This window comes from Thalassospira lucentensis, from assembly GCF_032921865.1.
In the GTDB taxonomy this organism is placed as follows: Bacteria; Pseudomonadota; Alphaproteobacteria; order Rhodospirillales; family Thalassospiraceae; genus Thalassospira; species Thalassospira lucentensis_A.
This window is the reverse complement of sequence record NZ_CP136684.1, coordinates 4,328,902-4,353,397: the sequence shown is the minus strand read 5'-3', so window position 1 is coordinate 4,353,397 and position 24,496 is coordinate 4,328,902. Positions and strand designations below refer to the sequence as shown.

At 55.5% G+C, this 24,496-nt stretch carries 20 protein-coding genes and 1 pseudogene; 11 read left to right on the top strand and 10 right to left on the bottom strand.

What is annotated here, in order from left to right; all coding sequences use genetic code 11:
• The first annotated feature begins 78 nt into the window (after positions 1 to 78).
• From clpS to R1T41_RS20955, 5 genes are all read left to right on the top strand, one after another.
• Complete coding sequence (gene clpS / locus R1T41_RS20975) at positions 79 to 405, top strand: ATP-dependent Clp protease adapter ClpS (RefSeq protein WP_062952188.1); 327 nt, start codon at positions 79 to 81, stop codon at positions 403 to 405.
• Positions 406 to 408: 3 nt separating this feature from the next.
• Positions 409 to 2,730 (top strand): ATP-dependent Clp protease ATP-binding subunit ClpA, encoded by a 2,322-nt coding sequence (clpA, locus tag R1T41_RS20970; RefSeq protein ID WP_062952080.1) that lies wholly within the window; start codon positions 409 to 411, stop codon positions 2,728 to 2,730.
• Between the two features lie 102 nt (positions 2,731 to 2,832).
• Positions 2,833 to 3,387: a hypothetical protein gene (locus R1T41_RS20965; RefSeq protein WP_317339043.1), complete on the top strand. Its 555-nt coding sequence runs from the start codon at positions 2,833 to 2,835 to the stop codon at positions 3,385 to 3,387.
• 498 nt (positions 3,388 to 3,885) lie between these two features.
• Positions 3,886 to 4,503 carry a hypothetical protein gene (locus tag R1T41_RS20960; protein WP_097052370.1) on the top strand — a complete coding sequence of 206 codons (618 nt, stop codon included), beginning with the start codon at positions 3,886 to 3,888 and terminating at the stop codon, positions 4,501 to 4,503.
• 12 nt (positions 4,504 to 4,515) lie between these two features.
• Positions 4,516 to 6,198: a methyl-accepting chemotaxis protein gene (locus R1T41_RS20955; RefSeq protein ID WP_297010623.1), complete on the top strand. Its 1,683-nt coding sequence runs from the start codon at positions 4,516 to 4,518 to the stop codon at positions 6,196 to 6,198.
• Between the two features lie 78 nt (positions 6,199 to 6,276).
• Here R1T41_RS20955 and R1T41_RS20950 read toward each other — a convergent pair whose 3' ends face one another.
• Positions 6,277 to 7,425: a GNAT family N-acetyltransferase gene (locus R1T41_RS20950; RefSeq protein ID WP_209223148.1), complete on the bottom strand. Its 1,149-nt coding sequence runs from the start codon at positions 7,423 to 7,425 to the stop codon at positions 6,277 to 6,279.
• Positions 7,426 to 7,614: 189 nt separating this feature from the next.
• Here R1T41_RS20950 and serA point away from each other — a divergent pair, with 189 nt between their 5' ends.
• Both serA and R1T41_RS20940 read left to right on the top strand, forming a co-directional pair.
• Positions 7,615 to 8,895: a phosphoglycerate dehydrogenase gene (gene serA, locus R1T41_RS20945; RefSeq protein WP_197467382.1), complete on the top strand. Its 1,281-nt coding sequence runs from the start codon at positions 7,615 to 7,617 to the stop codon at positions 8,893 to 8,895.
• Positions 8,896 to 9,118: 223 nt separating this feature from the next.
• Positions 9,119 to 10,180 (top strand): YdcF family protein, encoded by a 1,062-nt coding sequence (locus R1T41_RS20940; RefSeq protein WP_317339037.1) that lies wholly within the window; start codon positions 9,119 to 9,121, stop codon positions 10,178 to 10,180.
• Between the two features lie 82 nt (positions 10,181 to 10,262).
• Here the strand turns inward: R1T41_RS20940 and R1T41_RS20935 are convergent, their stop codons facing one another.
• From R1T41_RS20935 to aroQ, 5 genes are all read right to left on the bottom strand, one after another.
• Positions 10,263 to 10,745 carry an N-acetyltransferase gene (locus R1T41_RS20935; RefSeq protein WP_317339035.1) on the bottom strand — a complete coding sequence of 161 codons (483 nt, stop codon included), beginning with the start codon at positions 10,743 to 10,745 and terminating at the stop codon, positions 10,263 to 10,265.
• Between the two features lie 56 nt (positions 10,746 to 10,801).
• On the bottom strand, positions 10,802 to 11,449 hold the full coding sequence (gene aat, locus R1T41_RS20930; RefSeq protein WP_317339034.1) for a leucyl/phenylalanyl-tRNA--protein transferase: 648 nt from the start codon (positions 11,447 to 11,449) through the stop codon (positions 10,802 to 10,804).
• A gap of 300 nt (positions 11,450 to 11,749) precedes the next feature.
• On the bottom strand, positions 11,750 to 13,093 hold the full coding sequence (gene accC / locus R1T41_RS20925; RefSeq protein WP_062952087.1) for an acetyl-CoA carboxylase biotin carboxylase subunit: 1,344 nt from the start codon (positions 13,091 to 13,093) through the stop codon (positions 11,750 to 11,752).
• 16 nt (positions 13,094 to 13,109) lie between these two features.
• Positions 13,110 to 13,559 (bottom strand): acetyl-CoA carboxylase biotin carboxyl carrier protein, encoded by a 450-nt coding sequence (accB, locus tag R1T41_RS20920; protein WP_114110677.1) that lies wholly within the window; start codon positions 13,557 to 13,559, stop codon positions 13,110 to 13,112.
• Positions 13,560 to 13,570: 11 nt separating this feature from the next.
• Positions 13,571 to 14,017: a type II 3-dehydroquinate dehydratase gene (aroQ, locus tag R1T41_RS20915; RefSeq protein ID WP_062952191.1), complete on the bottom strand. Its 447-nt coding sequence runs from the start codon at positions 14,015 to 14,017 to the stop codon at positions 13,571 to 13,573.
• 244 nt (positions 14,018 to 14,261) lie between these two features.
• Here aroQ and thiS point away from each other — a divergent pair.
• Together thiS and R1T41_RS20910 are read left to right on the top strand one after the other, a co-directional pair.
• Positions 14,262 to 14,447 (top strand): annotated as a pseudogene (gene thiS, locus R1T41_RS21985) (sulfur carrier protein ThiS); the annotation flags it as partial.
• A complete protein-coding gene (locus R1T41_RS20910; protein ID WP_258547385.1) occupies positions 14,448 to 15,257 on the top strand; it encodes a bifunctional sulfur carrier protein/thiazole synthase protein in 810 nt (269 codons plus the stop codon). It begins immediately after the preceding pseudogene.
• Positions 15,258 to 15,369: 112 nt separating this feature from the next.
• On the opposite strand, the gene R1T41_RS20905 is transcribed toward R1T41_RS20910, so the two are convergent.
• The 3 genes from R1T41_RS20905 to R1T41_RS20895 form a co-directional block, all read right to left on the bottom strand.
• Entirely contained in the window at positions 15,370 to 16,119 is a 750-nt protein-coding gene (locus R1T41_RS20905) for a DsbA family protein (protein WP_317339029.1), read from the bottom strand.
• A gap of 98 nt (positions 16,120 to 16,217) precedes the next feature.
• The gene (locus R1T41_RS20900; protein WP_317339028.1) at positions 16,218 to 16,910 is read right to left on the bottom strand and encodes a hypothetical protein; all 693 of its coding nucleotides are present in this window, start codon (positions 16,908 to 16,910) and stop codon (positions 16,218 to 16,220) included.
• A complete protein-coding gene (locus tag R1T41_RS20895; protein ID WP_231886930.1) occupies positions 16,907 to 18,340 on the bottom strand; it encodes a M48 family metalloprotease in 1,434 nt (477 codons plus the stop codon). Before R1T41_RS20895 ends, R1T41_RS20900 begins: the two co-directional genes overlap by 4 nt.
• Here R1T41_RS20895 and R1T41_RS20890 point away from each other — a divergent pair.
• Positions 18,339 to 19,643, top strand: a complete 1,305-nt coding sequence (locus R1T41_RS20890) for a gamma-glutamyltransferase (protein ID WP_317339024.1) — start codon at positions 18,339 to 18,341, stop codon at positions 19,641 to 19,643. The two genes, R1T41_RS20895 and R1T41_RS20890, sit on opposite strands and share 2 nt — an antisense overlap.
• A gap of 75 nt (positions 19,644 to 19,718) precedes the next feature.
• Entirely contained in the window at positions 19,719 to 20,870 is a 1,152-nt protein-coding gene (locus R1T41_RS20885; protein ID WP_317339022.1) for a pyridoxal phosphate-dependent aminotransferase, read from the top strand.
• Between the two features lie 84 nt (positions 20,871 to 20,954).
• Here R1T41_RS20885 and R1T41_RS20880 read toward each other — a convergent pair whose 3' ends face one another.
• Positions 20,955 to 23,927 carry a ribonuclease E/G gene (locus R1T41_RS20880; RefSeq protein ID WP_317339020.1) on the bottom strand — a complete coding sequence of 991 codons (2,973 nt, stop codon included), beginning with the start codon at positions 23,925 to 23,927 and terminating at the stop codon, positions 20,955 to 20,957.
• Between the last annotated feature and the right edge of the window lie 569 nt (positions 23,928 to 24,496).

The window sequence follows — 24,496 nt, the reverse complement described above, 5'->3', positions numbered from 1 at the left end:
CGCTGCGGACTTTGAAACAGATGTTCAATGACCTATCATGGAGACAATGCAGAACAAAAGGGTTCCGGTAAGCAGATTATGAGTGAACAGGACAATGACGGTGGTGGTCTCCCGAACACGGGGATCGTAACGAAGACACGGCCAAAGACGAAGAAGCCGTCCATGTACAAGGTGCTGTTGCTGAATGACGACTACACCCCCATGGAATTCGTTGTCCATGTGCTTGAACGGTTCTTTGAAAAAGGCCGGGAAGAGGCGACCGCGATTATGCTTCAGGTTCACCGCAAGGGGGTCGGGGTATGTGGTGTCTTTACCTATGAAATTGCGGAAACCAAGGTCAACCAGGTCATGGATCTGGCGCGGCAAAACCAGCACCCGCTGCAGTGCACGTTAGAGAAGGAGTGAAACATGCTCTCACGTAACCTTGAAGAAAGCTTACATCGTGCGCTGGCTTATGCGTCTGAACGGCGTCATGAATACGCAACGCTGGAACATCTTCTGTTGTCACTGACCGAAGATCAGGATGCGTTGTCGGTGCTGAAGGCCTGCCGGGTCGATGTTGACCGTCTGCGTTCGGATTTGCTGGAATTCGCCGATAGCGAACTTTCCGGGCTGATCAGTGCGCGTCTGGTCGATCCCAAGCCAACGGCCGGGTTCCAGCGCGTGATACAGCGCGCAGCCATTCATGTTCAATCCTCCGGACGTGAAGAAGTCACCGGGGCGAATGTGCTGGTCGCGCTGTTTTCGGAACGTGAATCGCACGCGGTTTATTATCTGCAGTTGCAGGACATGACCCGTCTGGATGCGGTCAATTACATTTCGCATGGTATTGCGAAGGCGCCGGAGCTGAACGAACGCCGCATTCCGCGCGGCGCCGAGGAAGAAGTTGCGCCCGGGGCAACTGCCGATACTGAGGAAGGGGCCGCAGCCGGTGAAGGTGAGGCCCTCAAGGCCTATTGCGTGAACCTCAATGTCAAGGCGCAGAAGGGCAAGATCGATCCGTTGATCGGTCGCCAGAGCGAGATCGAGCGCACCATTCAGGTCCTGTGCCGCCGCACCAAAAACAATCCGCTTTATGTCGGTGATCCCGGGGTTGGCAAAACTGCCATTGCCGAAGGTCTGGCGCGTCGGATTGTTGATGGCGATGTCCCCGAAGTTCTGGCCGATGCCACGATCTTTGCCCTTGATATGGGCGCCCTTCTGGCAGGTACCCGCTATCGTGGTGATTTCGAGGAACGCCTCAAGGCTGTCGTCAAAGAGCTTGAAGAGTTCGACGGCGCGGTTCTGTTTATTGATGAAATTCACACTGTAATCGGCGCGGGTGCGACTTCGGGCGGGGCAATGGATGCCTCGAACCTGCTGAAGCCGGCCCTTGCCAGCGGTTCGCTTCGCTGCATCGGTTCAACGACTTACAAGGAGTTCCGCGGTCATTTTGAAAAGGACCGTGCCCTTGTGCGTCGTTTCCAGAAAATCGATGTAGAGGAACCTTCTCCCGAAGACACAATCAAAATCCTCAAGGGGCTCAAGCCCTATTACGAGGAACATCACCACGTCAAATACACCAACGAAGCCATTCGGTCCGCGGTTGAACTTGCATCACGCTATATCAACGACCGTAAGCGTCCCGATAGCGCGATTGATGTGATCGACGAGGTCGGGGCATCCCGGATGCTGGTGGCACCAAGCAAGCGCAAACGCACGATTTCCAAACGCGATGTCGAGGAAATCGTCGCCAAGATCGCCCGCATACCACCAAAATCGGTATCGACCGATGATCGCAAGGCGTTGGCCAACCTTGAACGTGATCTCAAGACTGTTGTCTTTGGTCAGGACAAGGCGATTGAGGCCGTCGCCAGTGCAATCAAGCTGGCACGTGCCGGTCTGCGCGAACCGGAAAAGCCGATTGGCAGTTATCTGTTTTCCGGCCCGACAGGTGTTGGCAAAACCGAGGTCACCAAACAGCTGGCGCATGTCATGGGGATTGAGTTCATCCGCTTCGACATGTCGGAATATATGGAACGCCACAGCGTTTCACGGCTGATTGGTGCGCCGCCCGGTTATGTCGGGTTTGATCAGGGCGGGCTTCTGACCGATTCCGTTGATCAGCATCCGCATGCGGTTGTCCTGCTTGATGAGATCGAAAAAGCCCATCCGGACCTGTTCAATATCCTTTTGCAGGTCATGGACCATGGCAAGCTGACGGATAATAACGGCAAGACCGTTGATTTCCGCAATGTTGTGCTGGTGATGACCACCAACGCGGGCGCATCGGATATGGCAAAACCGCCAATCGGTTTCAAACGCGAGATGCGTACCGGCGAGGACGAAGAAGCGATCAAGCGGACCTTCTCCCCGGAATTCCGGAACCGTCTGGATGCGGTCATCCCGTTTGCCAACCTGCAGCCTGATGTCGTCAAGATGGTGGTCGACAAGTTCATCCTGCAGCTTGAAGTCCAGCTTGCGGATCGGAATGTCTCGATTGAACTGACCGAAGCTGCGCGTACCTGGCTTGCCGAGCGGGGTTACGATGTCGCATTTGGGGCGCGTCCGTTGGGGCGTGTCATTCAGGAGCACGTCAAAAAGCCGCTGGCCGAAGAATTGCTGTTCGGTAAGCTCGAAAAGGGCGGGGCGGTTCTGGTCGATATCGAAGACGATGCCGTTATCTTCCGCTATCCGGAAGAAAATGGTGGCGGATCGAAAAAGGAAAAAGATCCGGAGATGGCAAACTGATTGTCTCGTGATCGATTACCTTGTCATTAAGTTTTGGCAGGTTATTGTAATTGCCCGGAACAGTTGTTTCGGGCAATTGCTTTTGATGGCGCATAAAAAATAATGAACCAGGTGACACAGCGGAAATACCGGGATGAGGTCGAGACGTTTTTGTCGAGGCTTGAGACGCAGGCGCGTAAGCTCGTCGCGCTGGCGGATGTGATTGAAAAGACGGTAGATACAACCGAGGTGACCGGTTACCGACCGTTTCGCGAAGAAGTCGATAACTTCAAAGCGCTTTCACTGGTGATTACGGACCGTCTTGCCAAACTTGAAAAGCATCCCAAAAAAGACGAGCTCGAAGAGCAGTTCCACAAGCTTCAGATCCTGATGCTTCGGATTGTGATTAAAACAAGTCTCAAGTTTTTCTTTGTGATGAGTGCCAAACCGGTTCTGCCGCTCGGTGCGCGCGAAATGTTCCAAAGCGAGCTTCGGACTCTTTATGAAGCCGAACGCATGATCTCTCATCCGCGATATGTCAGTCATCTTGACGAGTTTGCCAAGGATGACCTTGAGGTCGCCAAGGAAATTCTCCAGGAAATTATTGAAAATGCTCCGGCTTTGCTGAATTTCAGCAAGCGCAAAAAACGAAAAGCGCCAAGTCGTAACGCTGGGTAATCGGCAATGATTAGGTCGGGATCACGGCCTTGAATTGTGTTTTGCAAAATGCAAAGATTTGCGTTCGCATTTTGCAATTTTATTTGTCGCAATATGCGAATAAATTTTGAAGTAATTGTCTTTTCAATATTTTCTTGCCCGATAATCGGCACAATTCAGGGATTTTTACGCGCTTTCAAAAACTGGCACACCCTATGCATAGGTGGTGTCGGACAGTTGTTCTTTGCAGGGGCGCATCTTGCGCCTGGAACAACGTAATCTTCTGCAGTTTGCTCGTGTCCCAACCAAACTCAGCGGCGGTTTTCCCGCCGCTTTTTTCTTGTCTTCTCCGAATTCCCCATATTTTTCATGTAGATGATTTTACATCCTCTACTTGAAAGCATGCATGTGAGGATTCACATAGGAATTAGGGCTTCTGCCCTTTTGGATAGGTCTGTTTGGTGGTGTAGCGTCATACCGAAACAAACAAATAATCTGCGCTACGCCGGAGAGGAAACTATGAGAACCTTTTTGCGCGCTTGCACTGCCCTGGGGGTTGCCGGAATGATCGGCTTCATACCGTTAGCAGCAGATGCAAAATCCGAACTTCCGGGCGAACCCGGTACCATGATCTCGGACGACATGATCCGCGACGTTCGTGAATGGTTGGCCAATCCCGTCGTCGAGCTTTCCATCACTTCGCAAAACCGTTTGCGCGTTGGAATGACGCAGGATCAGATTGATTCTGCCGACAAACAGTGGGTGGCAGAGCGTGAGGCTGAAGATCAGCCGCTTGTTGCTGCCATTCTGACAAATCCTCTTTCGAGTTACCTGACCCAGATACAGGCCCGGTCCGGTGGTTTGCTGGCCGAGATATTTGTGATGGACCAGATGGGGCTGAATGTCGGGCAAAGTTCGATTACGTCCGACTTCTGGCAGGGAGATGAGGCAAAATTCAAGAATACCTTCCCCAAAGGTGCCAATGCGGTCTTCATTGATGAGGCCGAATATAATGAAGAAACCGATACCTGGCGCTCGCAGCTCAATATGACGATGTCGGATGCGCAGGGGACGCCGATCGGCGCTGTTACGATCGAGGTCAACCTTAATGAACTCGCTCGCCGTCAACAGCTCTAGGGGAGATGGAAAATGAACTTCTTCAAAAACCTTTCCATACCGGCCAAGCTGACAACCTGCTTTGCTGTGATGATTGTGGTCATTCTGATGGTTGCCGGCGCCGGGATGTTTGCAACATTCCAGGTCAAATCCGCCAATGAGCAACGTGACTATCTCGCCGATTTCGAACGCGATTATCGCAATCTTGACCGTGCCTATCTGATGGCACGCCAGGAACTCGTCTATTTCCTGACAACCGGGGACCGGATCGGGCTTGAAAGCTACGAGAAATCGCTGACCGAGATCGACACCCGCACGGATGTTCTGAAAACCTATGCGACGATCAACCCAACTGTTGCCGGTCTGATCGAGGAAATGGACAGTGCCATTGACCGCTGGGAAGAAATTGCAAGTCAGCAGGCCAAACTGATGCGTCACTATCTGACGGTCAACCACGCCCGTGCCATCGAGGCATCCGGCGAACCGCGCGAATTGTCTGACAGCGTGTCACGGATTGCCCTGGAACTTGCAAACAACATTGACCAGATGAGCCTTGAAGTCGAAAACCGTGTTGAACGGGCCATGATGCTCTTCCAGACGACGCTGGGTATCGGTGTTGCATTGCTGATCGCAATGGCGGCATTGTTTGGCGGCACCCTGTCGCGGATGATCGCAACCCCGATCCGCAAGATGACGGATGCGATGGGAAGTCTGGCATCAGGCAACCTTGATATCGAAATCCTTGATATGAAGCGTGCCGATGAAGTCGGCGCGATGGCCAAGTCGCTTGAGGTGTTCCGCGAAAACGCCCGTGAACGTGCCCGGATGGCCGAACAGGAACGGATTGAAGCCGAACGCCAGATCGAACGCAGCAAGCGCATGGGTACGCTGACTGCCGGTTTCGATCATAAAATCCAGGAAGTTCTTTCGGCAGTGAATGTCGCACTTGATGAAGTGCGCAGTGCGTCGGAAACGCTTTCGTCACATTCGGTTCGCGCCAATCAGGATGCGAAAAATGTGGCAGAGCAGGCACAGGAATCGTCAAGCAACATCGAAACTGTTGCATCGGCAACAGCACAGCTTTCGGCATCAATCGCCGAAATCGCCTCGCAGATTGCACGTGTTACCGAAATTACCCAGCTTGCGGTGGAAGAAACCGAACGGACCAATCAGCGTGTTGCGCTGCTTGATGATGCCGCACAAAGTGTCGGGGAAGTTGTCAGTCTGATCAGTGATATCGCTGATCAGACCAACATGCTGGCACTAAACGCGACGATTGAATCGGCGCGTGCCGGTGATGCAGGCAAGGGCTTCGCGGTTGTGGCGGGCGAGGTCAAAAACCTTGCCGCCCAAACGGTGAAGGCAACCGAGCAGATCACGGCGAAAATTACCGAAATGCAGGGTGAAACCGGTGCTGCCGCCGACGCTGTTCGCGGTTTTGCCGAAACGATCCATAAAATCGACGAACTGATGTCGGTTGTTGCCAGTGCCGTCGAAGAGCAGGGGGCTGCAACCGAAGAAATTTCACGCAGCGTCGAAGGGGCTGCCAATGGCAACGTCGCCATTTCAAACGCGGTGAAAAACGTGGCCGAGGCAACAACCGAAAGCGGTGACCTTTCGCATGGTCAGCTTGACTGCGTTGGCCGTCTCGCAGCCGCCAATGACGAGCTCAGATCCCATGTGAACGGCTTCCTGAACGACGTCAGGGCTGTCTAGAATCCCGCTTGGTCGGGGGAACCGGAAGGGGCGCGGTGGTCATGCATCGCGCCCTTTTTGCTTGACCGTTCTGCCGGTTCATTCCTGCCTGAACGGGCTGTGTTCGGCCATGATGAATTCGCGGTCCTGCGCGATGTGGCTGCGCTCCTGATCAAGAAACCGGGCGACAGCATTGCGAAGACCCTCATCTGCGATCAGATGTGCCGAATGGGTCAGGACAGGTTCATAGCCGCGCTGGATCTTGTGTTCACCCTGCGCCCCGGCTTCAACCGTTTTAAGGCCGCGTTCAATCGCGATATCAATCGCCTGATAATAACAGGTCTCGAAATGCAAAAGTGGTGTCCGGTCGATGGTGCCCCAGTTGCGCCCGTACAACGTATCCGATCCGATCAGGTTAAGCGCCCCGGCAACCATGTCGCCATCCCGAAAAGCCGCAACCAGAACGGTCCGGTCACGTAATCTTTCATGCAAAAGTTCGAAAAACTCCCGTGTCAGATAGGCCTGCCCCCATTTGCGGTCCGATGTGTCATGGTAAAAGGCATAAAACCGGTCCCAATGCGTTGCTTTAAGGTCGTCACCCGATAGCACTTCGAAACTGTATCCCGCATCGCGCACCTGTTTACGTTCCTTACGCAGATTTTTGCGCTTGCGCGAATTAAGCGCGCCAAGGAAGTCGTCAAAGCCGGCGTAACCACGATTGTACCAATGATATTGAATGCCGGTTCGGGGCAGAAACCCGGCATCTTCCATCGCCCGGCTTTCATCACCGCTGCAAAATGTTACATGCAGGCTGGCAATGCCAAGCCGTTCGGGCAGGGCGCAAAGCCCGCTGATCAGGAGCTTGCGGATGCGTTCCGGTGCCGGATGATCGGATCGGATCAAAAGCCGCGGGCCGGGTACGGGGGAAAACGGCACGGCGGCCTGCAATTTCGGATAATAACGCCCGCCCGCGCGCTCATATGCCTCTGCCCAGCTCCAGTCGAAAACATATTCGCCGTACGAGTGGGATTTGACATAAAGCGGCACAATACCGGCAACCGTATCGTCGTCATCTGTCACCAGCAGATGAAAGGGTTGCCAACCGGTATCCGCACTGGCAGACCCGCTATCTTCCATCGCCGAAAGAAAGGCAAAGCTGACAAACGGGTTGTCTGCGCCAGCGCATCTGTCCCAGTCGGTTTGGCCAATTTTATGGATATCGGTAACGGTTCTTATCTCGGCAGGCAAGATGGGGTCCCCTGTATTCAATCCTTGGTCGCCGTCCGGACCTGCATTCTATACGCAATAGCCGGTATATGCGTTCAGAAGATAGGCGTGTTGCGTGTTTGCGCAAGGGAAAGCCTTTGACGCAAGCCGCCTTAGGCCCTATTTCATTGGGCCAAGGGCGCGTAACGTTACGGCCCTACGGCTCGGGAAATGCCCGTGTCGCCCTCGCAAAGAAAAGGATGGTGCGCCGTGAACAGCAAGCTTTCGTTGGAGAAGGACAAGATCAAGATCGTCCTGCTCGAAGGTATCCATGAAAACGCTGTAAAGATGTTCAAAGAGGCCGGCTACTCTAATGTCGACCACTACCCTGCTGCTCTTGATGCGGATGAATTGAAATCCGTCGTCTCCGAAGCGCATTTTCTGGGCATCCGTTCCCGCACCAAACTGACCGAAGACGTTATCGATGCCGGCTCCAAACTGACCTCTATCGGCTGTTTCTGTATCGGCACCAATCAGGTTGACCTGAAGGCTGCCGCGATGCGCGGTATTCCGGTCTTCAACGCACCCTATTCCAATACCCGTTCGGTCGCCGAACTGGTTCTGGGCCAGATAATCATGTTGATGCGCGGTATCCCGCAGCGTGACAAGGCGGCCCACGCCGGTGGCTGGCTTAAAAACGCCAAGGGCTCCTACGAGGCGCGCGGCAAGACTTTGGGCATCATCGGCTACGGCCATATCGGGTCGCAGCTGTCGGTTCTGGCTGAATCGCTTGGCATGAATGTCATTTATTATGACGTGATCAACAAGCTTGCCATGGGCAATGCTACCTCGTGCAGCTCGATGGATGAACTGCTGGCACGTTCGGATGTTGTTTCGCTGCATGTTCCGGCAAACGAGCAGACCAAAAACATGATCACCGCGGCCGAAATCGCCAAGATGAAGCCGGGCGCGCATCTGATCAACGCGGCACGTGGCAATGTCATCGTTATTGATGACCTGGCGGCTGCCCTTGAACGCGGTCATCTGGCCGGTGCAGCACTGGATGTTTTCCCGGTCGAGCCCGCAGGCAAGGATGAAGAATTCCAAAGCCCGCTTCGTGGCATGCCAAACGTGATCCTGACCCCGCATATCGGCGGTTCCACCCAGGAAGCACAGGAAAATATCGGTGTCGAAGTCGCTGACAAGCTGATCACCTATTCCGATAACGGATCGACGCTTGGTGCGGTTAACTTCCCGGAAGTTTCCCTGCCGGTGAAGGACCGCAAACACACCCGTTTCATGCATATTCACCGCAACGTTCCGGGCGTTCTGTCGAAAATCAACGACGTGTTTGCCACCCGCGGCATGAATATCAGCGGCCAGTATCTGCGTTCCGAAGGCGGCGTGGGTTACGTGGTTGTCGAGGTCGACGAGGAAATCCAGCCGGGCCTTGGCATTCGCAAGGAACTGGAAGCCATCGACGGTACGCTTCGGGTCCGCTTCCTGTTCTGATCGGATCGGAAATCGAGTCACAAAGGCGGCGGTGCAATTTGCATCGCCGCTTTTTTATTGGCCGTGGCGAAAGACTGGTATTGAAAATGTAATACCAATAAATACCAATTTTACGGAATTATGATCATTCCCGGCTGCCCTGAACATTGTGGTACTCAAAAGGTATCGTTCATGATTGGATTACCCTGCTGAGTTTGGTTGACTTCACAGTAGGACAAGAACAATGACAATAAAGAAATTGGCTGTTGGTTGTGGTGTTTCGCTGATGCTGGCGGGTGCGGTTTTTGGCACGGCACTGGCGGCGGATGCCACGGACGGGGCGCGTATTCGCGAACTGGTCGACACGGGAATGCATTATTACTGGTCGGGTGGCGACATCAAAAAGGCCGAGGCCGAAGTATTCAAGGGCATCACCCTGCACGGGCGATACGATGTCGTTGAACAGGCCTTTGCCGAGGCGTCGAAACTGGCACCAGAACGGATTGATCTGCGATACGGGATCGCATCGGCCCGTATTCTGCAAAAGAAACTCGAGGATGCGGCCGAAACCTATATCGGTATCACGCGCGTCGATCCGCATGCCTTCGATGCCTATACCTGGCTGGCGGCACTGGCCCATATACGTGGTGATGACGATCAGTATCGCAATTATATGGATGCGATGGCCGGCATTGACCGCGACAGTGCGGATGCCTATCGCAAACGCTTCCTGCGCGCGGATGCCAATATGGCCGAGGCCCCAAATCAGGACGTCCCGGTACTGGGCGAAAAATCCACCATCGTCATTCTGGGTTATGCGCTTGCCGAAGATGGCACCATGCGCGAACCGCTGATGCAGCGCCTTGAAATCGGCCTGAAAGCGGCCAAGGCAAACCCGAATGCCCGCGTGATGGTAACCGGGGGACAGCCGCAATCGGGCGTGACCGAAGGCGACATGATGATGCGCTGGCTGGTCGAGCAGGGCATTGATCGCGACCGGATCATGGTCGAGGACAAGTCAAAAGACACCGTTGGCAACATGCTGAATATTGCAAACCTTCTGAACCGGCACACCACCGATGATGTCATTCTGGTCACCAGTGCCAGCCATATGCGTCGCGCCAAAACCGTGCTTCAGGATGCGCTGGATCAGTATGGTCTGGATGCACCGGTTCATCCCCTGATCGCACTGGATTTCGACAGCATCGAAGAAGCATCGAAAGTCAGCGACAGCGAAAAGCTTGTCGTTTATCGCGATATGCTGCGCGTATCAGGCATCTGGGCATTCCCCGGCCTGCAGCAGTAGTCAGGCAATTCGAAATCGCCGATCAAACAGTGAACTGACGCCCATGTGGCGTCAGTTTTCGTTTACGGGCGCAGCAGAAGGATTAAAGTTTGCGATACATGATCAGTGCGTCGGTTTCGCCATGTACCGGGTGCAAATAGGCACCGGGTAAACGCCCGACAATTTCAAAGCCAAGCTGCGGCCAAAGATGCACGGCGGCCTTGTTGCTGGCGATGACGAAATTGAACTGCATGGCCTTAAAGCCGCGATCCTTTGCACGGATCAGCGAGTTTTCGCACATCCGCCGCGCAATTCCGCGTCCGCCTGCATCCGGGGCGGTCATATAGCCACAATTGGCGACATGCGCGCCATTGCCCGGCTGATTGGCCTTCAGGTAATAGGTGCCAACAATCTGCCCGTCTTCCTCGGCAACAAGGGTTTCCTTGTCCGGCCCCATCCAATAGGCACGCACTTCGTCATCGGTCATGTCGGTCGGCATGACATAGGTTTCACCAGCACGCAGGACCGGGGCAACAATTTCAAGGATTTTCGGGATATCATTCTGTGTGGCAGGCCGTATCTGCATCGGGATGTTCAGTCTTTTCTGGAAGGGATGCGGGGGCGGGGACAGGGGCGGTGGCGTCAATGATCACCTTGCTGCAATACCTGTTCGATAAATTCGGGATCGGCTTCAAACGGAAGGCTTGCCCGTCCGGCAAGCGCACGGGCAAGATCGGAACGATAGCGTTCCCGCGGGATTTCGACCACCCCAAACTGTTTTAAGTGATCATTGACGAATTGGGTATCAAGCAGTGTGTAACCGCCCTGCCGCAAAAGGGCGACAAGATGCACAAGCGCCACCTTCGATGCATTGGTCGCGCGCGAAAACATGCTTTCGCCAAAAAACGCCTGACCAAGGCTGACGCCATAAAGCCCGCCTACCAACTTGCCATCAAGCCATGCCTCGATCGAATGCGCACAGCCCATCTTGTGAAGCGCGCAATAGGCATCAAGAATATTGTCATTGATCCAGGTATCGTCCCGGCTGGCGGTGGGTTCCGCACAGGCACGAATGACATCGGGAAAGGCTTTGTTTACATGGACCTTGAATGTCCCCTTGCGCACGGCTTTGCGCAGGCTTCTGGGTACATGAAAGCCATCCAGTGGCAATACGCCACGCCATTCCGGGTCAATCCAGTAAAGGGTCGGGTCATCATGGCTTTCGGCCATGGGAAACAGGCCGACCGAATAGGCACGGATCAACAGATCAGGGGTCAGTTGGTTCGACATGATCGCGGTGATAATGGTTTCGGTCCTGTTTGCAAGTCGTCTGTTTACATATGTGAACGCGCACTGGTCTGACAAGATAGCAGCTTTCGGTCTGTCAGCTATCTTTGGCATGATAATCGAAATGGATGATTAATTCTTCGTACCGGGATCGGTAAAATGCTCGAAATTTCTTCGCTGGTTGTTTTGCCGGGGCCGCCATCGCCTCGCGCCTGATGCATCGTGCTGGGTTAACGGAAATTCGCAAACAAAAGCGGGGCTCCCGAAAGGAAGCCCCGCTTTTTTGCGTCGGGATAAAGAAAATTACTTCTTCATGCCCATGAATTTCTCCAGCCAGTGAATATCGTAATCACCTTTCTGGATATCGGGTTGCGCCAGAAGCTTCTGATGCAGCGGAATGGTGGTTTTGATCCCGCCAATCGCATATTCGGCCAATGCACGGCGCAGGCGCATCATGCATTCTTCGCGGTCACGCCCATGCACGATCAGTTTCGCGATCATGCTGTCGTAATAGGGCGGGATCGAATAACCGGTATAGATACCGCTATCGACACGAACGCCCAAACCGCCCGGTGCATGATATTCCTTGATCTTGCCCGGTGACGGCACGAAGGTTTCCGGATCTTCGGCATTGATGCGGCATTCAATCGCATGGCCGTGAATTTCCAGATCTTGCTGCGTAAAGGACAGTTCAAGACCAGCCGCAACGCGGATCTGTTCACGCACAAGGTCAACGCCCGAAATGGCTTCGGTTACCGGATGTTCGACCTGCAGACGGGTGTTCATTTCGATGAAATAGAACTCGCCGTTTTCATACAGGAATTCGATCGTCCCGGCATTGCGATACCCCATGCCACGCATCGCGTTGGCAACTGTTGATCCGATGCGTTCGCGTTCTTCCGGTGTCAGCGTCGGCGAAGGCGCTTCTTCAAGCACTTTCTGGTGACGACGCTGCAGGGAGCAGTCGCGTTCGAACAGGTGGACGGCATTGCCGTGGGAATCACCAATAACCTGAAGTTCGATATGGCGCGGTTTGCCAAGGTACTTTTCCATATAAACCGCGGCATTGCCAAAGTTCTGCAATGCTTCCTTGCGGGTCATGGAAAAGGCTTCGGCAAGGTCTTCGTCGCGCTCGACCACTTTCATGCCGCGGCCGCCACCACCACCCGATGCCTTGATCAGGACCGGATAGCCGATTTCCTTGGCACATTTCTGGGCTTCGGCAACGGTGGTGATTTCCCCGTCCGACCCGGGAACAACCGGAATGCCCAGTTTGGCTGCAGTCAGTTTCGCGGTGATCTTGTCACCCATCATGCGGATATGTTCCGCCGACGGACCGACAAAGGCAAAGCCGTGTTCTTCGACCATGGCGGCAAAGTCGGCATTTTCCGACAGGAAGCCGTAACCCGGATGGATGGCTTCTGCGCCGGTGATTTCGGCTGCCGACAGGATCGCCGGAATATTCAGATAGCTGTCTTTCGATGCGGCCGGGCCGATGCAGACGGCTTCGTCTGCCAGGCGGACATGCATGGCATCGGCATCGGCGGTGGAATGCACCGCGACAGTTTTGATGCCCATTTCGCGGCAGGCGCGCTGAATACGAAGCGCGATTTCGCCACGGTTGGCAATCAGGAGTTTGTCGAACATGCGGTGTTACCCCGGCTTATTCAATAATGACCAGCGGCTCGTCATACTCGACCGGATGGCCGTCGGTTGCGATGATCTGGGTAACCTTGCCGGACTTCGGTGCACGGATCGGGTTAAAGGTTTTCATCGCTTCGATCAGCATAAGGGTCTGGCCTTCGGAAACGCTGGAACCGACCGAAATGAACGGTGCGGCACCGGGTTCCGGCGCGAAATAGACGACACCAACCATCGGCGACTTAACAGCACCCGGATGCGAACCCGCATCGGCAGGAGCCGCCGGAGCAGGGGCCGCAGCAGGAGCAGCGGCAACCGGTGCAGCTGCCGGAGCGGCTGCAACCATGGTGCCCTGACGGGCGACGCGGATGCGATTGTCGCCTGCGGCAACTTCGATCTCGGTCAGGTTGGTCTCGTCCAGCAGCTCTGCGAGCTGGCGAATGGTATCGTTGTCGATGTTGAACTTGCTCATTTCGATATCTTTTATGATGGTGTGTGGATCAGTGATCTGATGGCATCAAGGCCAAGAATGTAACCCTGCGCGCCAAAACCACAGATCATGCCTTTTGCAGCTTTCGAGACGTAAGAATGATGTCTGAATGCGTCCCGCTGATGAATATTTGACAGATGCACCTCGACGACCGGCAAATCGGATGCCAGCAATGCGTCAAGGATCGCAACCGATGTGTGCGTATATGCCCCAGCATTGATAATAATGCCAGCAGCTTCTTGCCGGGCTTCCTGAATCCAGTCAACCAGCTCGCCTTCGTGATTGCTTTGGCGAAAGACGACGGACAGGCCAATCTTCGACGCATGTGCAGAACACATGTTGTCGATATCCTGCAAGGTGGTCGCACCGTAAATTTCCGGCTGACGCTGTCCCAGCAGGTTCAAATTCGGCCCATTCAGAATGTAGACGGGTTTTGTCATCCGTTCCCACATGCCCAACATATAGTGATGCGTTTATAACACGACCAAAGTCTGACGCAACGTTGCATTCGGACGAGGCATGTGACTGTAACCACACGATCATGTTGGCATCATCGCCATTGGTGCAGCTTTGTGTGCCCCGCATGGCAGAATCCGCCGATCACAGCTTGCCTCTCGCCCGGCAGCTGCGCATACTGCGCGCCAATAGGTGAATATTTTGATACCACAAGGACAAGACGAACAGATGCGCCTGACCATCAACGGTGAAGACCGCACCATCGAAACCGCAGCAACCGTTGCCGATCTTCTCGGCGAACTCGGGATTACCGCGACCAAGGTCGCGGTGGAACGCAATCTCGAAATCGTGCCGAAAACGGCTTATGGCGATACTGCACTTGCCGATGGCGACAAGCTTGAAATCGTTCATTTTATTGGTGGCGGTTCCTCGGATGCCGATCTTGCGTCCGCCAATGACGAGGGTTTCGTTGTCGCGGGCCACAAATTCAAATCGCGTCTGATCGTCGGTACCGGCAAATACAAGGATTTCGAAGAAACCCGCATCGCGATTGATGCATCGGGCGCGGAAATGGTCACGGTTGCCGTGCGTCGCGTCAATCTGACCGACCCGTCACAGCCGATGCTGGTCGATTATGTCGATCCGAAAAAATACGTTTATCTGCCGAATACGGCGGGTTGCTTTACGGCTGATGACTCGGTCCGGACCCTGCGTCTGGCCCGCGAGGCCGGTGGCTGGAATCTGGTGAAGCTTGAAGTTCTGGGCGATCAGAAGACGCTTTATCCCAACATGCCCGAAACCCTCAAGGCCGCCGAGGCCCTGATCAAGGATGGTTTCGACGTGATGGTTTACTGCAGCGACGATCCCATTCAGGCCAAAATGCTTGAAGATATGGGCTGTGTCGCGATCATGCCGCTGGGATCGCTGATCGGCTCGGGCATGGGGATTCTCAACCCGGTCAATATCGCGCTGATCAAGGAAAACGCCAATGTGCCGGTGATTGTCGATGCCGGTGTCGGCACCGCATCCGATGCGGCATTTGCCATGGAACTGGGCTGTGACGGCGTTCTGATGAATACCGCGATTGCCGGTGCCAGGGACCCGATCCGCATGGCACGCGCGATGAAACACGCGATCATCGCCGGTCGTGAATCCTTCCTTGCCGGTCGCATGCCCAAGAAAAAATATGCTGATCCGTCCTCGCCGCTGGCCGGTTTGATCTGATCGCATAGATGTCCGATAAAAAGTCCCCGTTTCGGTATCGAAACGGGGGCTTTTGTTTTATTCAGACTGCGTAACGGATTGACTGCATCCGTAGTAGCGGTTTGGTGTAGAATCAGGACGCCTGTTCAAGTCCGGCTTTGACCAGCGCATTGACGCGCTCCATATCCGCACCCGACACCATCTGACCATTGATCAGGAAGGCCGGGGTGCCATTGACCCCGATGCTGCGCGCCATGGCGGCATATTGCTGTAACATGCCATTGATTTCCGGTGACTGCATGTCCTTGCGCATCTGATCAACGTCGACACCTGCGTCTTTGGCCAATGTGTTGATCTGTGCCTCGTCAAGGATACCGCGGTTTTCCATGAAGGCCGCGTGGATTTCCATGTATTTGCCCTGCTTGGCAGCGGCCAATGCCGCGCGGGCCGCATCGGCACTTTCTTCGCGCAGGATCGGGAATTCAACAAACATGGTGCGGATTTTGCCATCGGAATTTTCAGCAAGTTCCTTCACGCCGTCAAAGGCGCGTTTGCAATAACCGCAATGATAATCAAAAAATTCGATCACGGTCACCGGCGCATCAAGCGGGCCGACCGATGGCACCGAACTGTCGGCTACCAGCGCATCCCAAACCGGCTCAATGGCTTCGGCCTGCTGGCGGGCCTGTTCGGTTGTCTGCCAGACCTGAACATTCTGGATCGCACGCAGCAGAACATCCGGGTTTTCCAGAAGATACTGTTCAATCACGCCTTCGATCTCGGCCTTCTGGGCATCGCTTAGTTCTTCCGCCTGTGCTGGTGCGCCCACGGCAAAACTCAGCGAAAGCATGATGGCGGCACCGCCAAGAAGGCGTTTGATCATGTGCGAATTCATCGAAAATCCCTTGTTGTCTTTGTCCCGGATGTTTCTCGCATCGCGCGGGACCTGATTTCTTTGGCTAATTGATACGAGACGGGTACCTAACGGGAAAGTAAAATATGCGAGAGATATGTGACACCGGCCACATCGGCCCCCTGATCACCAGATGCGGCAATCCCGATCCATACCAGACGGACATCGATGGTATCTGTGTCGGGCCAGTATCGGCGATGCAGTGCCGAAAGATCGAAATAATCGCGTTGCCATTCCTTGATACCGGTCATGTCGCCCCCAATCGGAAGCCGGATCACATGATCGACGGGCGGTTTGCCTGCCCCCAGATCGCTTTCGCCCCAATCGCCATGCGATTGCGCCCGGAAACCAAGGACAAGCTCGGTATCGCCGGGCTGTGCCGATGCGTTCATCAACCAATCGAATGACAGATAGGGGGATGCCAGAACCGCAATATTGGTACGACGGCCAAGTTCAAATGTGCCGATTGCCGGGCGCATGGCAAGCGCGATGCGCCCGTCGATATCTTCCCAGTAAAGGCTGTTGGCCTTTGACTGTTCACCCGTATCAAGCTTTGCCGGTCGTTCGGCATAATGCCAGTACCGGGGCGGATTATTCAGCGGGAAAGGGGCATAAAGAAGCTTCAGATCCCCCTCGACGCTCACCCCGGCATCGGGCAGGCTGCATCCGGTCAACAGGTAAAACACCGCAAAGGCAAGGCCGATACGGCGAGGGGTTGGTAAACGCCGCATCGCCGCCCATTTTGGGGCGATTGCTGTCAATTCCGGTTGTCCTTGCCTTCCGGATCGGTCGCGCGAATGATGTCTTGTGCGCGCTGCCAGGTCGCGGTGCCTTTTTCAAGTTTCCGGTCGGCCTGAACCGCATGATATTTCGCGGCTTCCCGATCTCCGGTCAAAAGGCTGTATTCCGCCTGCGAAAGCGACGCTTCGCCTTCGTTGCCCAGGCGGTTTTCGATGATCGCCCGGAACCGCCAGGCCGAGGCATTGCTGCGTTCAACCGAAAGAACCCCCAAAAGGTTTTCCTTGGCTTCCGGCAGGACACTGCTGTCACCGCTTTCAATCAGCGCATGCGCCAGAAGCAACCGGATCAAAGGTGCACCGTTGGACAGTTCGACGGCTTTGCGAAGCGGGTCGGTGGCTTCCTTGGCTTTGCCGAATTCCAGCAGGACCTGACCTTTAAGCTCTTCAAAATACGGATTTTCCGGTTCTTCGGCGATCAGCTCGTCAATAAGCTTCATCGCCGGATCAAGTTGCGAGTCCCGGTAGTAGGCAATCGCGCGTGCATAACGCCCCGAAATGCTGGTGTCGGTTTCGGGATAGGTACGCAATGTATGCTGGATATGGTTGGTAAAGGCATACAGTTTGGCGCGCATACGGTCATGGCGTTCATACAGAACCGGATCGACCTTGGCGTCCCTTAACGGTGAATTCGCAGTATAGTTTTCAAGGAACTCGACACGTTCGGTCGTCAGCGGGTGACTGCGCAGATACGGGTCCTGACGTGCCGTGCTCAGCAATTCCTGACCTTCAAGCGTTTCCATGAATTCCATCAGACCGCGCGATGAAATCCCCGCATCGGTCAGGAAGTTGACACCGGCCTGATCGGCACTACTTTCCTGTGTCCGCGAATAAGCCAGGAAATTGCGTTCTGCCACGTTCTGTCCGCCAAGAACGGCGGCTGTACCGACATCTGCACGACCGGCGGCAACACCGGCGGCAACACCGACGATGGTTGACAGAATCGATATCGCCGAGGCATTTCGAAGCTGATCATGAATACGCGAAAGGTGCCCGCCCGCAATGTGGCCGGTTTCGTGGGCCATCACGCCCATAACCTGTTCGGGAGTCTGGGCTTTCAACAAGAGGCCAGTATTGATAAAAAGCTTTTGGCCACCTGCAACGAATGCGTTCAGGCTGGGATCTGAGACGATATAGACAGTAACGCCGCGCGGATCGAGCCCGGCAGCCTTGAATATCGGGGTCGCATAGAGATGAAGGGTTTCCTCAATCTCGGTATCCCGGATAAAAGAACGACCCTGCGCAAAAACTGTGCTGGGCAGGGCAACAAGGAAAATGGCAGTGAGAGTAATAATGCGTCTGAGCAAATTGTGCGTTCCGTGTTCTCGTTCATCCGATGTCGACCCGACCAGTGCGGACAGGTTGCCGACGCGCAAGCCATCATGGCGGATCATGACGGCAATCGCAATGGCTGCCGGTCTTGCTGCCTGCAGTAGCGATAATACTGAAAATCTTGGCCAAATAGGGGCCGTCAGTGGTTTCCTTGGTGGCGTGGTCGCCGACGAACCCCGCGCGGTTCGCATCGCACGCGACGTTCTTTCGGCGGGCGGTACGGCGGCGGATGCGGCTGTTGCGCTTTACGCGACCATGACCGTAACCAAATCCTCGGTCGCCGGTATTGGCGGCGGCGGGGTGTGCGTTGTTCATGATCGCCAGTCGAAAAAGGTCGAAGTGCTTGATTTCTGGCCGCGTCCGGGGACTCGCACTGCCGACAGCCAGACCGCAACCACCATTCCGGGCGTCCCGCGCGGGCTTTATGCGCTTAGTGCGCGTTACGGTCGCCTGCAATGGCCGCAGCTCCTGTCGGCGGCTGAACAATATGCCCGCCTGGGTGTGCCGGTATCGCGTTCGATGGTGGATGACATCGAAGCCAATCGCGACCGGATCGAGGCAAGCCCGATTCTGCGTGATGTTTTCATGCCTGATGGCAATACCTTGCAGGTCGGCGACCGGATTCGCTCGGTCAATCTCGGTGCGCTCCTGACATCCCTTCGGGTCAAGGGACCGGGTGAATTTTATAACGGTGCCCTTGGTGCCCAGATCGCAACCGCCGTACAGAATGCCGGTGGGACACTGACCGCCGAAGACATGCGCGATTACAAACCGCAATGGAAATCCGCGACCGAGGTCAAGGTTGGTAACGAAACACTGTATCTGGCCTATCCGCCGCGTGCGGAGTCCGGACGTGCGGTCATTGATGCCAGCACCGAACTTGGTGCGGTCCTGAACCGCTATCTGGCCGATATCGATGCTGCCGACAGTAACGTTCAGTCCAATACAGGTCGCAGCGGCTTTGTCGTGCTGGACCGTGCGGCCAATGCGGTTGCCTGCATGACCACGATGAACAAGCCGTTTGGCGCGGGGCTCGGTGCCGATGCGTTCGGTCTTAACCTTGCCGCCGGGGATGCGGACTATGCCCAGACCCCGCTGATGGGCCCGGCCCTTATGGTGAACCCGTTCGTCTTTGAATATTATTATGGCATCGCCGGTACCGGCACCCCGGCCGGGGCAACCAAACAGATTGCGACCATGGCCGAGGACCTGATCGAAAAGGGGGCTGCTGCCAATGTTCCGATGAATTCGGATGGCAAACCGGCGGTCAATATCGTGCGCTGCCTTGAAGGGACCCCGCCACATCCCGAAAGCTGCCAGTTCATCGCCGACCCTGCGGGCGGCGGCATGGCCGGCACGCAGTAAGCCACCCTTTACAGGCATTTCATCGGGGCAGGTTTTCCTGCCCCGATTTTTCAGTTGCAAGTCAGGACCCCGCAAATGGCTTTGAAACAATCGCGTCGCGGCGCTATTTCGCCCTTTATTGTCATGGATGTCATGCGTGCCGCCAATGCGCGCGAAACCGATGGCAAGGCTGTCTTTCACCTTGAAGTCGGGCAGCCCGGTACACCAGCCCCACGCAAGGTCCGGGAGGCCGCGGCACGTGCCCTTGATAACGATCTGATCGGCTATACCAATGCGATGGGAATTGATCCCCTGCGCGAAGCCATTGCCGGTCATTATCAGCGCAAATTCAACACGCCGGTCGATCCGTCACGCATCTGCGTTGCCAGTGGTTCGTCCTCGATCTTCGTGCTGGCGTTTCTGGCGGCCTTTGATGCCGGTGATCGTGTCGCAATGGCGGCACCGGGCTATCCGGCCTATCACAACATCCTGACCGCACTTGGCATTGAAACCGTCAATCTGCCGGCTGGCCCCGAAAGCCATTATCAGCCGACGGTCGCCATGCTGCGCGATCTTGATGATCCGATTGACGGCCTGATCGTTGCAAGCCCGTCCAACCCGGCGGGCAGCATGATCGATGTCGAAACCTACCATGAACTGGCGACCTATTGCCGGGAAAACGGCATTCGACTGATCAGTGACGAGATTTATCAGGGCATTTCATTTGGCGATGTTCGGGAATGTACCGCCCTTGAATTCGGTGATGAGGCGATCATCATCAACAGCTTCTCGAAATATTTCTCGATGACCGGCTGGCGTCTGGGCTGGGCGGTGGTGCCGCCTGATCTGATGCGCGCGGTGGAATGCCTGCAACAGAACCTGTTTATTTCGGCCCCGGCATTGTCGCAGATCGCCGCCGTCGCGGCGTTTGATTGCGAGGACGAATTGCAGGCGAATGTCGCGGCCTATGCGCGCAATCGCGAAATTCTGCTAAATGAGCTGCCCGCTGCGGGCTTCACAAAATTCGCCCCGGCGGATGGGGCGTTTTATCTGTATGCCGACGTTCGCGATCTGACATCCGATAGCGAGGCTTTCTGCCGTCGCATGCTGGATGAAACCGGTGTTGCCACCACGCCGGGCACCGATTTTGATCGCCTGCGCGGCAAACATTATGTCCGCTTCTCGTTCGCGCACAGCGAAGCCACCATGCTGGGCGCGGTTGCGGCATTAAAGAACTGGAAGCGATAAGCGCCTTTGCATTTCTGATCACGTCGCAAAGAAAAGGGCTGCCGAATATTCGGCAGCCCTTTTTGATTTTGTCGGACCCTGATCTTAACGACCAAGGCTCCACCAGCCGCGTTTCTTCGGCTTCGGTTTTTCGTCTTTTGCCGGCTCAGTTGAAACCGGTTCACTTGCCACCGGCTCGGCGGCCTTTTCGGCTTTCGGTGCCGGTTTCTTCGGCTCTGGCTTCGGTTCGGATTTTTCCGCTGCCGGTGCTGCCGCGGGGGCCGGGCTTGCCGGTTTTTCCACCACGGTTTCCGCCGGGCTTTGTGCCGGTGCCGAAACCGCTTCCTTGGCGATTTCTTCCGCTGTTTCCGGGGCAGGGCCGCTCTGGATCGGGATGTTTTTCACATCAGCCCGGTCGTTACGATCATTGCGATCCCGACGATTGCGGCGATTGTCATTGCGATCACGACGTTCGCGGCGCGGCCGTGCCGGTGCCGGGGCGGTCGTGCTGCGCTGGCGACCGGCGCGGACACCTTCCTGATCAAAGCTGTCTGCGTCCTGACCTTCGCTGTCGGCATCAACAACCTGATCTTCAGCATGGCCTTCCGGTGCGCTGTGATCACGATCCCGGCGAAGGGCGGTTGCCTGTGCATCATCGGCAGGCGATTTGACACGCGGTGCGTTCTCAAATTCCTGACGGCGCGAACGACGGCGACCACCACGTTTGCCGCGACGACGGCGTTTGCGCTGTGCCTCGTCATCGTCATCATCTTCGTTATCGTCCTGATCGGAACGATCCGATGCACCAGCGGCATCATCGGATGCATCGGCGTCATTCTGATCATTGCGATCATCACGGTCATCATTGCGGCCACGACGGCGACGGCGACGGCGGCGGCGTTTGTTGCCCTGATCATCGTCATCGCGCTGATCGCGGGTGTCACGGGCTTCGGCGACGTCATCTTCTTCGTCGTCTTCGTCCGCTTCAACCGGGCTTTCAATCGCCGTCAGCGAAACGCTGTCGGTGTTCAGAACCGGCAGGGCTTCTTCCTCGTCACCTTTTTTCGCGCGTGTGCGCTCGATGCGGTGATCTGGCGAAATCAGGCTGTCATCGCCAAAGATCATGACCGTAAAGCCATAGCGCTGTTCGATTTCAGCCAGCGTATCGCGTTTGCGGTTCAGGATATAAAGCGCGACTTCGCTTGCGACATGCACGGTAAGTGCACCGGAACGACGGCGCATGCCTTCTTCTTCAAGCACGCGCAGAAGGTGAAGGGCGGCACTTTCGATCGAACGGACAAGGCCGACACCACGGCAATGGGCGCAAACCTCGAACGCGCTTTCAACAAGCGACGGACGCAGGCGCTGACGCGACATTTCCAAAAGACCGAACGGGCTGATACGGCCGATCTGCAGGCGGGCACGGTCATTGCGCATGGCTTCTTTAAGCTTGCGTTCAACCGATGCCTGGTTGCGGTGGTCTTCCATATCGATGAAGTCGACGACGATCAGACCGGCAAGGTCGCGCAGGCGCAACTGGCGGGCCAGTTCTTCGGCGGCTTCAAGGTTGGTCTTGTATGCGGTTTCTTCGATGTTGCGTTCACGGGTCGAACGGCCCGAGTTAACGTCAATCGCGACCAGTGCTTCGGTCGGGTTGATAACGATATAACCACCCGATTTAAGCTGAACGACCGGATTGAGCATCGCGTCAAGCTGGCTTTCCACCTGGAAACGGTGGAACAGCGGCACGCCCTGATCCTTGTAGGGCTGCACACGCTTCGCATGTGACGGCATCAACATCTTCATGAAGTCTTTGGCGATCCGGTAACCTTCGTCACCTTCGACCAGAACTTCATCAACATCGCGTGCATAAAGGTCACGGATGGAACGTTTGATCAGATCGGCTTCTTCGTAAATCAGGCACGGTGCCTGGCTCTGAAGGGTGGTTTCGCGGATACGATCCCACAAACGCATCAGATAATCGAAGTCGCGTTTAATCTCGGCCTTGGTGCGTTCCGAACCGGCGGTACGCACGATAACGGCCATGCCGTCCGGAATTTCCAGCTCGGCCAGAATGGATTTCAGGCGCTTGCGGTCCTGTGCATTGGTGATCTTGCGCGAAATGCCGCCACCACGCGGGGTGTTTGGCATCAGTACGCAATAACGGCCCGCCAGCGACAGGAAGGTCGAAAGGGCGGCACCCTTGTTGCCGCGTTCTTCCTTGACGACCTGCACCAGCAGAATCTGGCGGCGCTTGATCACTTCCTGAATTTTATAGCGTTTCTGCATCTGCGGACGATGACTGTCGGAGAATTCATCTCCGTCATCGCCACCCAGATCGTCGATTTCTTCTTCGCCTTCGGCCGCACCGGCCGGTTCGGTTTCGATATCGACGGTCAGTTCGGCAATTTCGGCCGACATGGCAGCATTACCGCCGCCCGATCCATCGGTATCATCACCGTCATTCGACGATGCATCCGCGCTGTCATCACCTGATGCCTCGACATCATCGGATTTCTTGCGACGGTTGCGTGTGCGACGACGGCGCGGTTTTGCATCCTCATCGCCTGCATCGTCACTTGCCGGGGCGTCTGCTGCAACAGTTGCCGCACTATCGGCATTTTCGTCGGTTGCCGGTGCTTCTGCATCGGTTTCAACCGCGGTTTCGTCCGATGCCTTCGCACGCGGTTTGCGGCGATTGCGGGTACGGGCCGGTTTCTTTTCTTTTTTCGGGGTATCGTTGCCCTCGGATGCGTCGCCGATATTGTCTTCGACGATGTCGGCATCCTTGACGTCGCTGTGGCTACGCGAAAGTGCTTCGCGATCTGCGACCGGGATCTGGTAATAGTCGGAATGGATTTCGCTGAAGGCGAGGAAACCATGGCGGTTTCCGCCGTAATCGACGAAGGCCGCCTGCAGGGACGGTTCTACACGCGTCACTTTCGCGAGATAGATATTTCCTTTTATCTGCTTCTTGGTCGAAGTTTCGACGTCGTATTCTTCTAGGCGATTTCCATTAATAACAACGACGCGGCTTTCTTCCGCGTGCGTTGCATCGATAAGCATGCGTTTGACCATTCGGAACCTGTTCCTGAAGGTCCCGCCAGTTTCCTGCGTAAAGCGATGTTGCGCTGGTATGCAAACAAACCGGCGTATCCGGAGGCGCCGTCCATCAAGGTCGCGATATGTCCTGTATATATCTGGTTCATCGCGTTTCGGCTGCTCTTCCGGTTCGGACCTGGTTTTGGTGTTGAAACAAAAATTGGTTGCGTAATCTCGAGCGCGCCAAGACAGCCTTGAATGGGAGGGCTCTATCGGGAGCGGGAATTGCCGCGTCACCGAGACACCGACCCGAGAACTGGCCTCGTCGCGTCCTCAGTCTGGCGGATTAATAAGGTTCACACCGCAAGACATAGGAATCTCGGGTGCAACATATCCCTTTTGAAGTCGCGCGACAAACAGTTTTGTTACGTTGTCCGATGACTTTATTGCGGTTGAATTGAAAATGGCAAAGTTTTTCGCCCGAATGCGCCAATCACGGATGCCTTCTGCCAAATCTATGATCCTGCAATGTTTTTACCGTTTACATTGATGTCGGGAATACCAGAACCGGGAATGCCATTCGCGTCGTGTGTTTCATGGGCGGT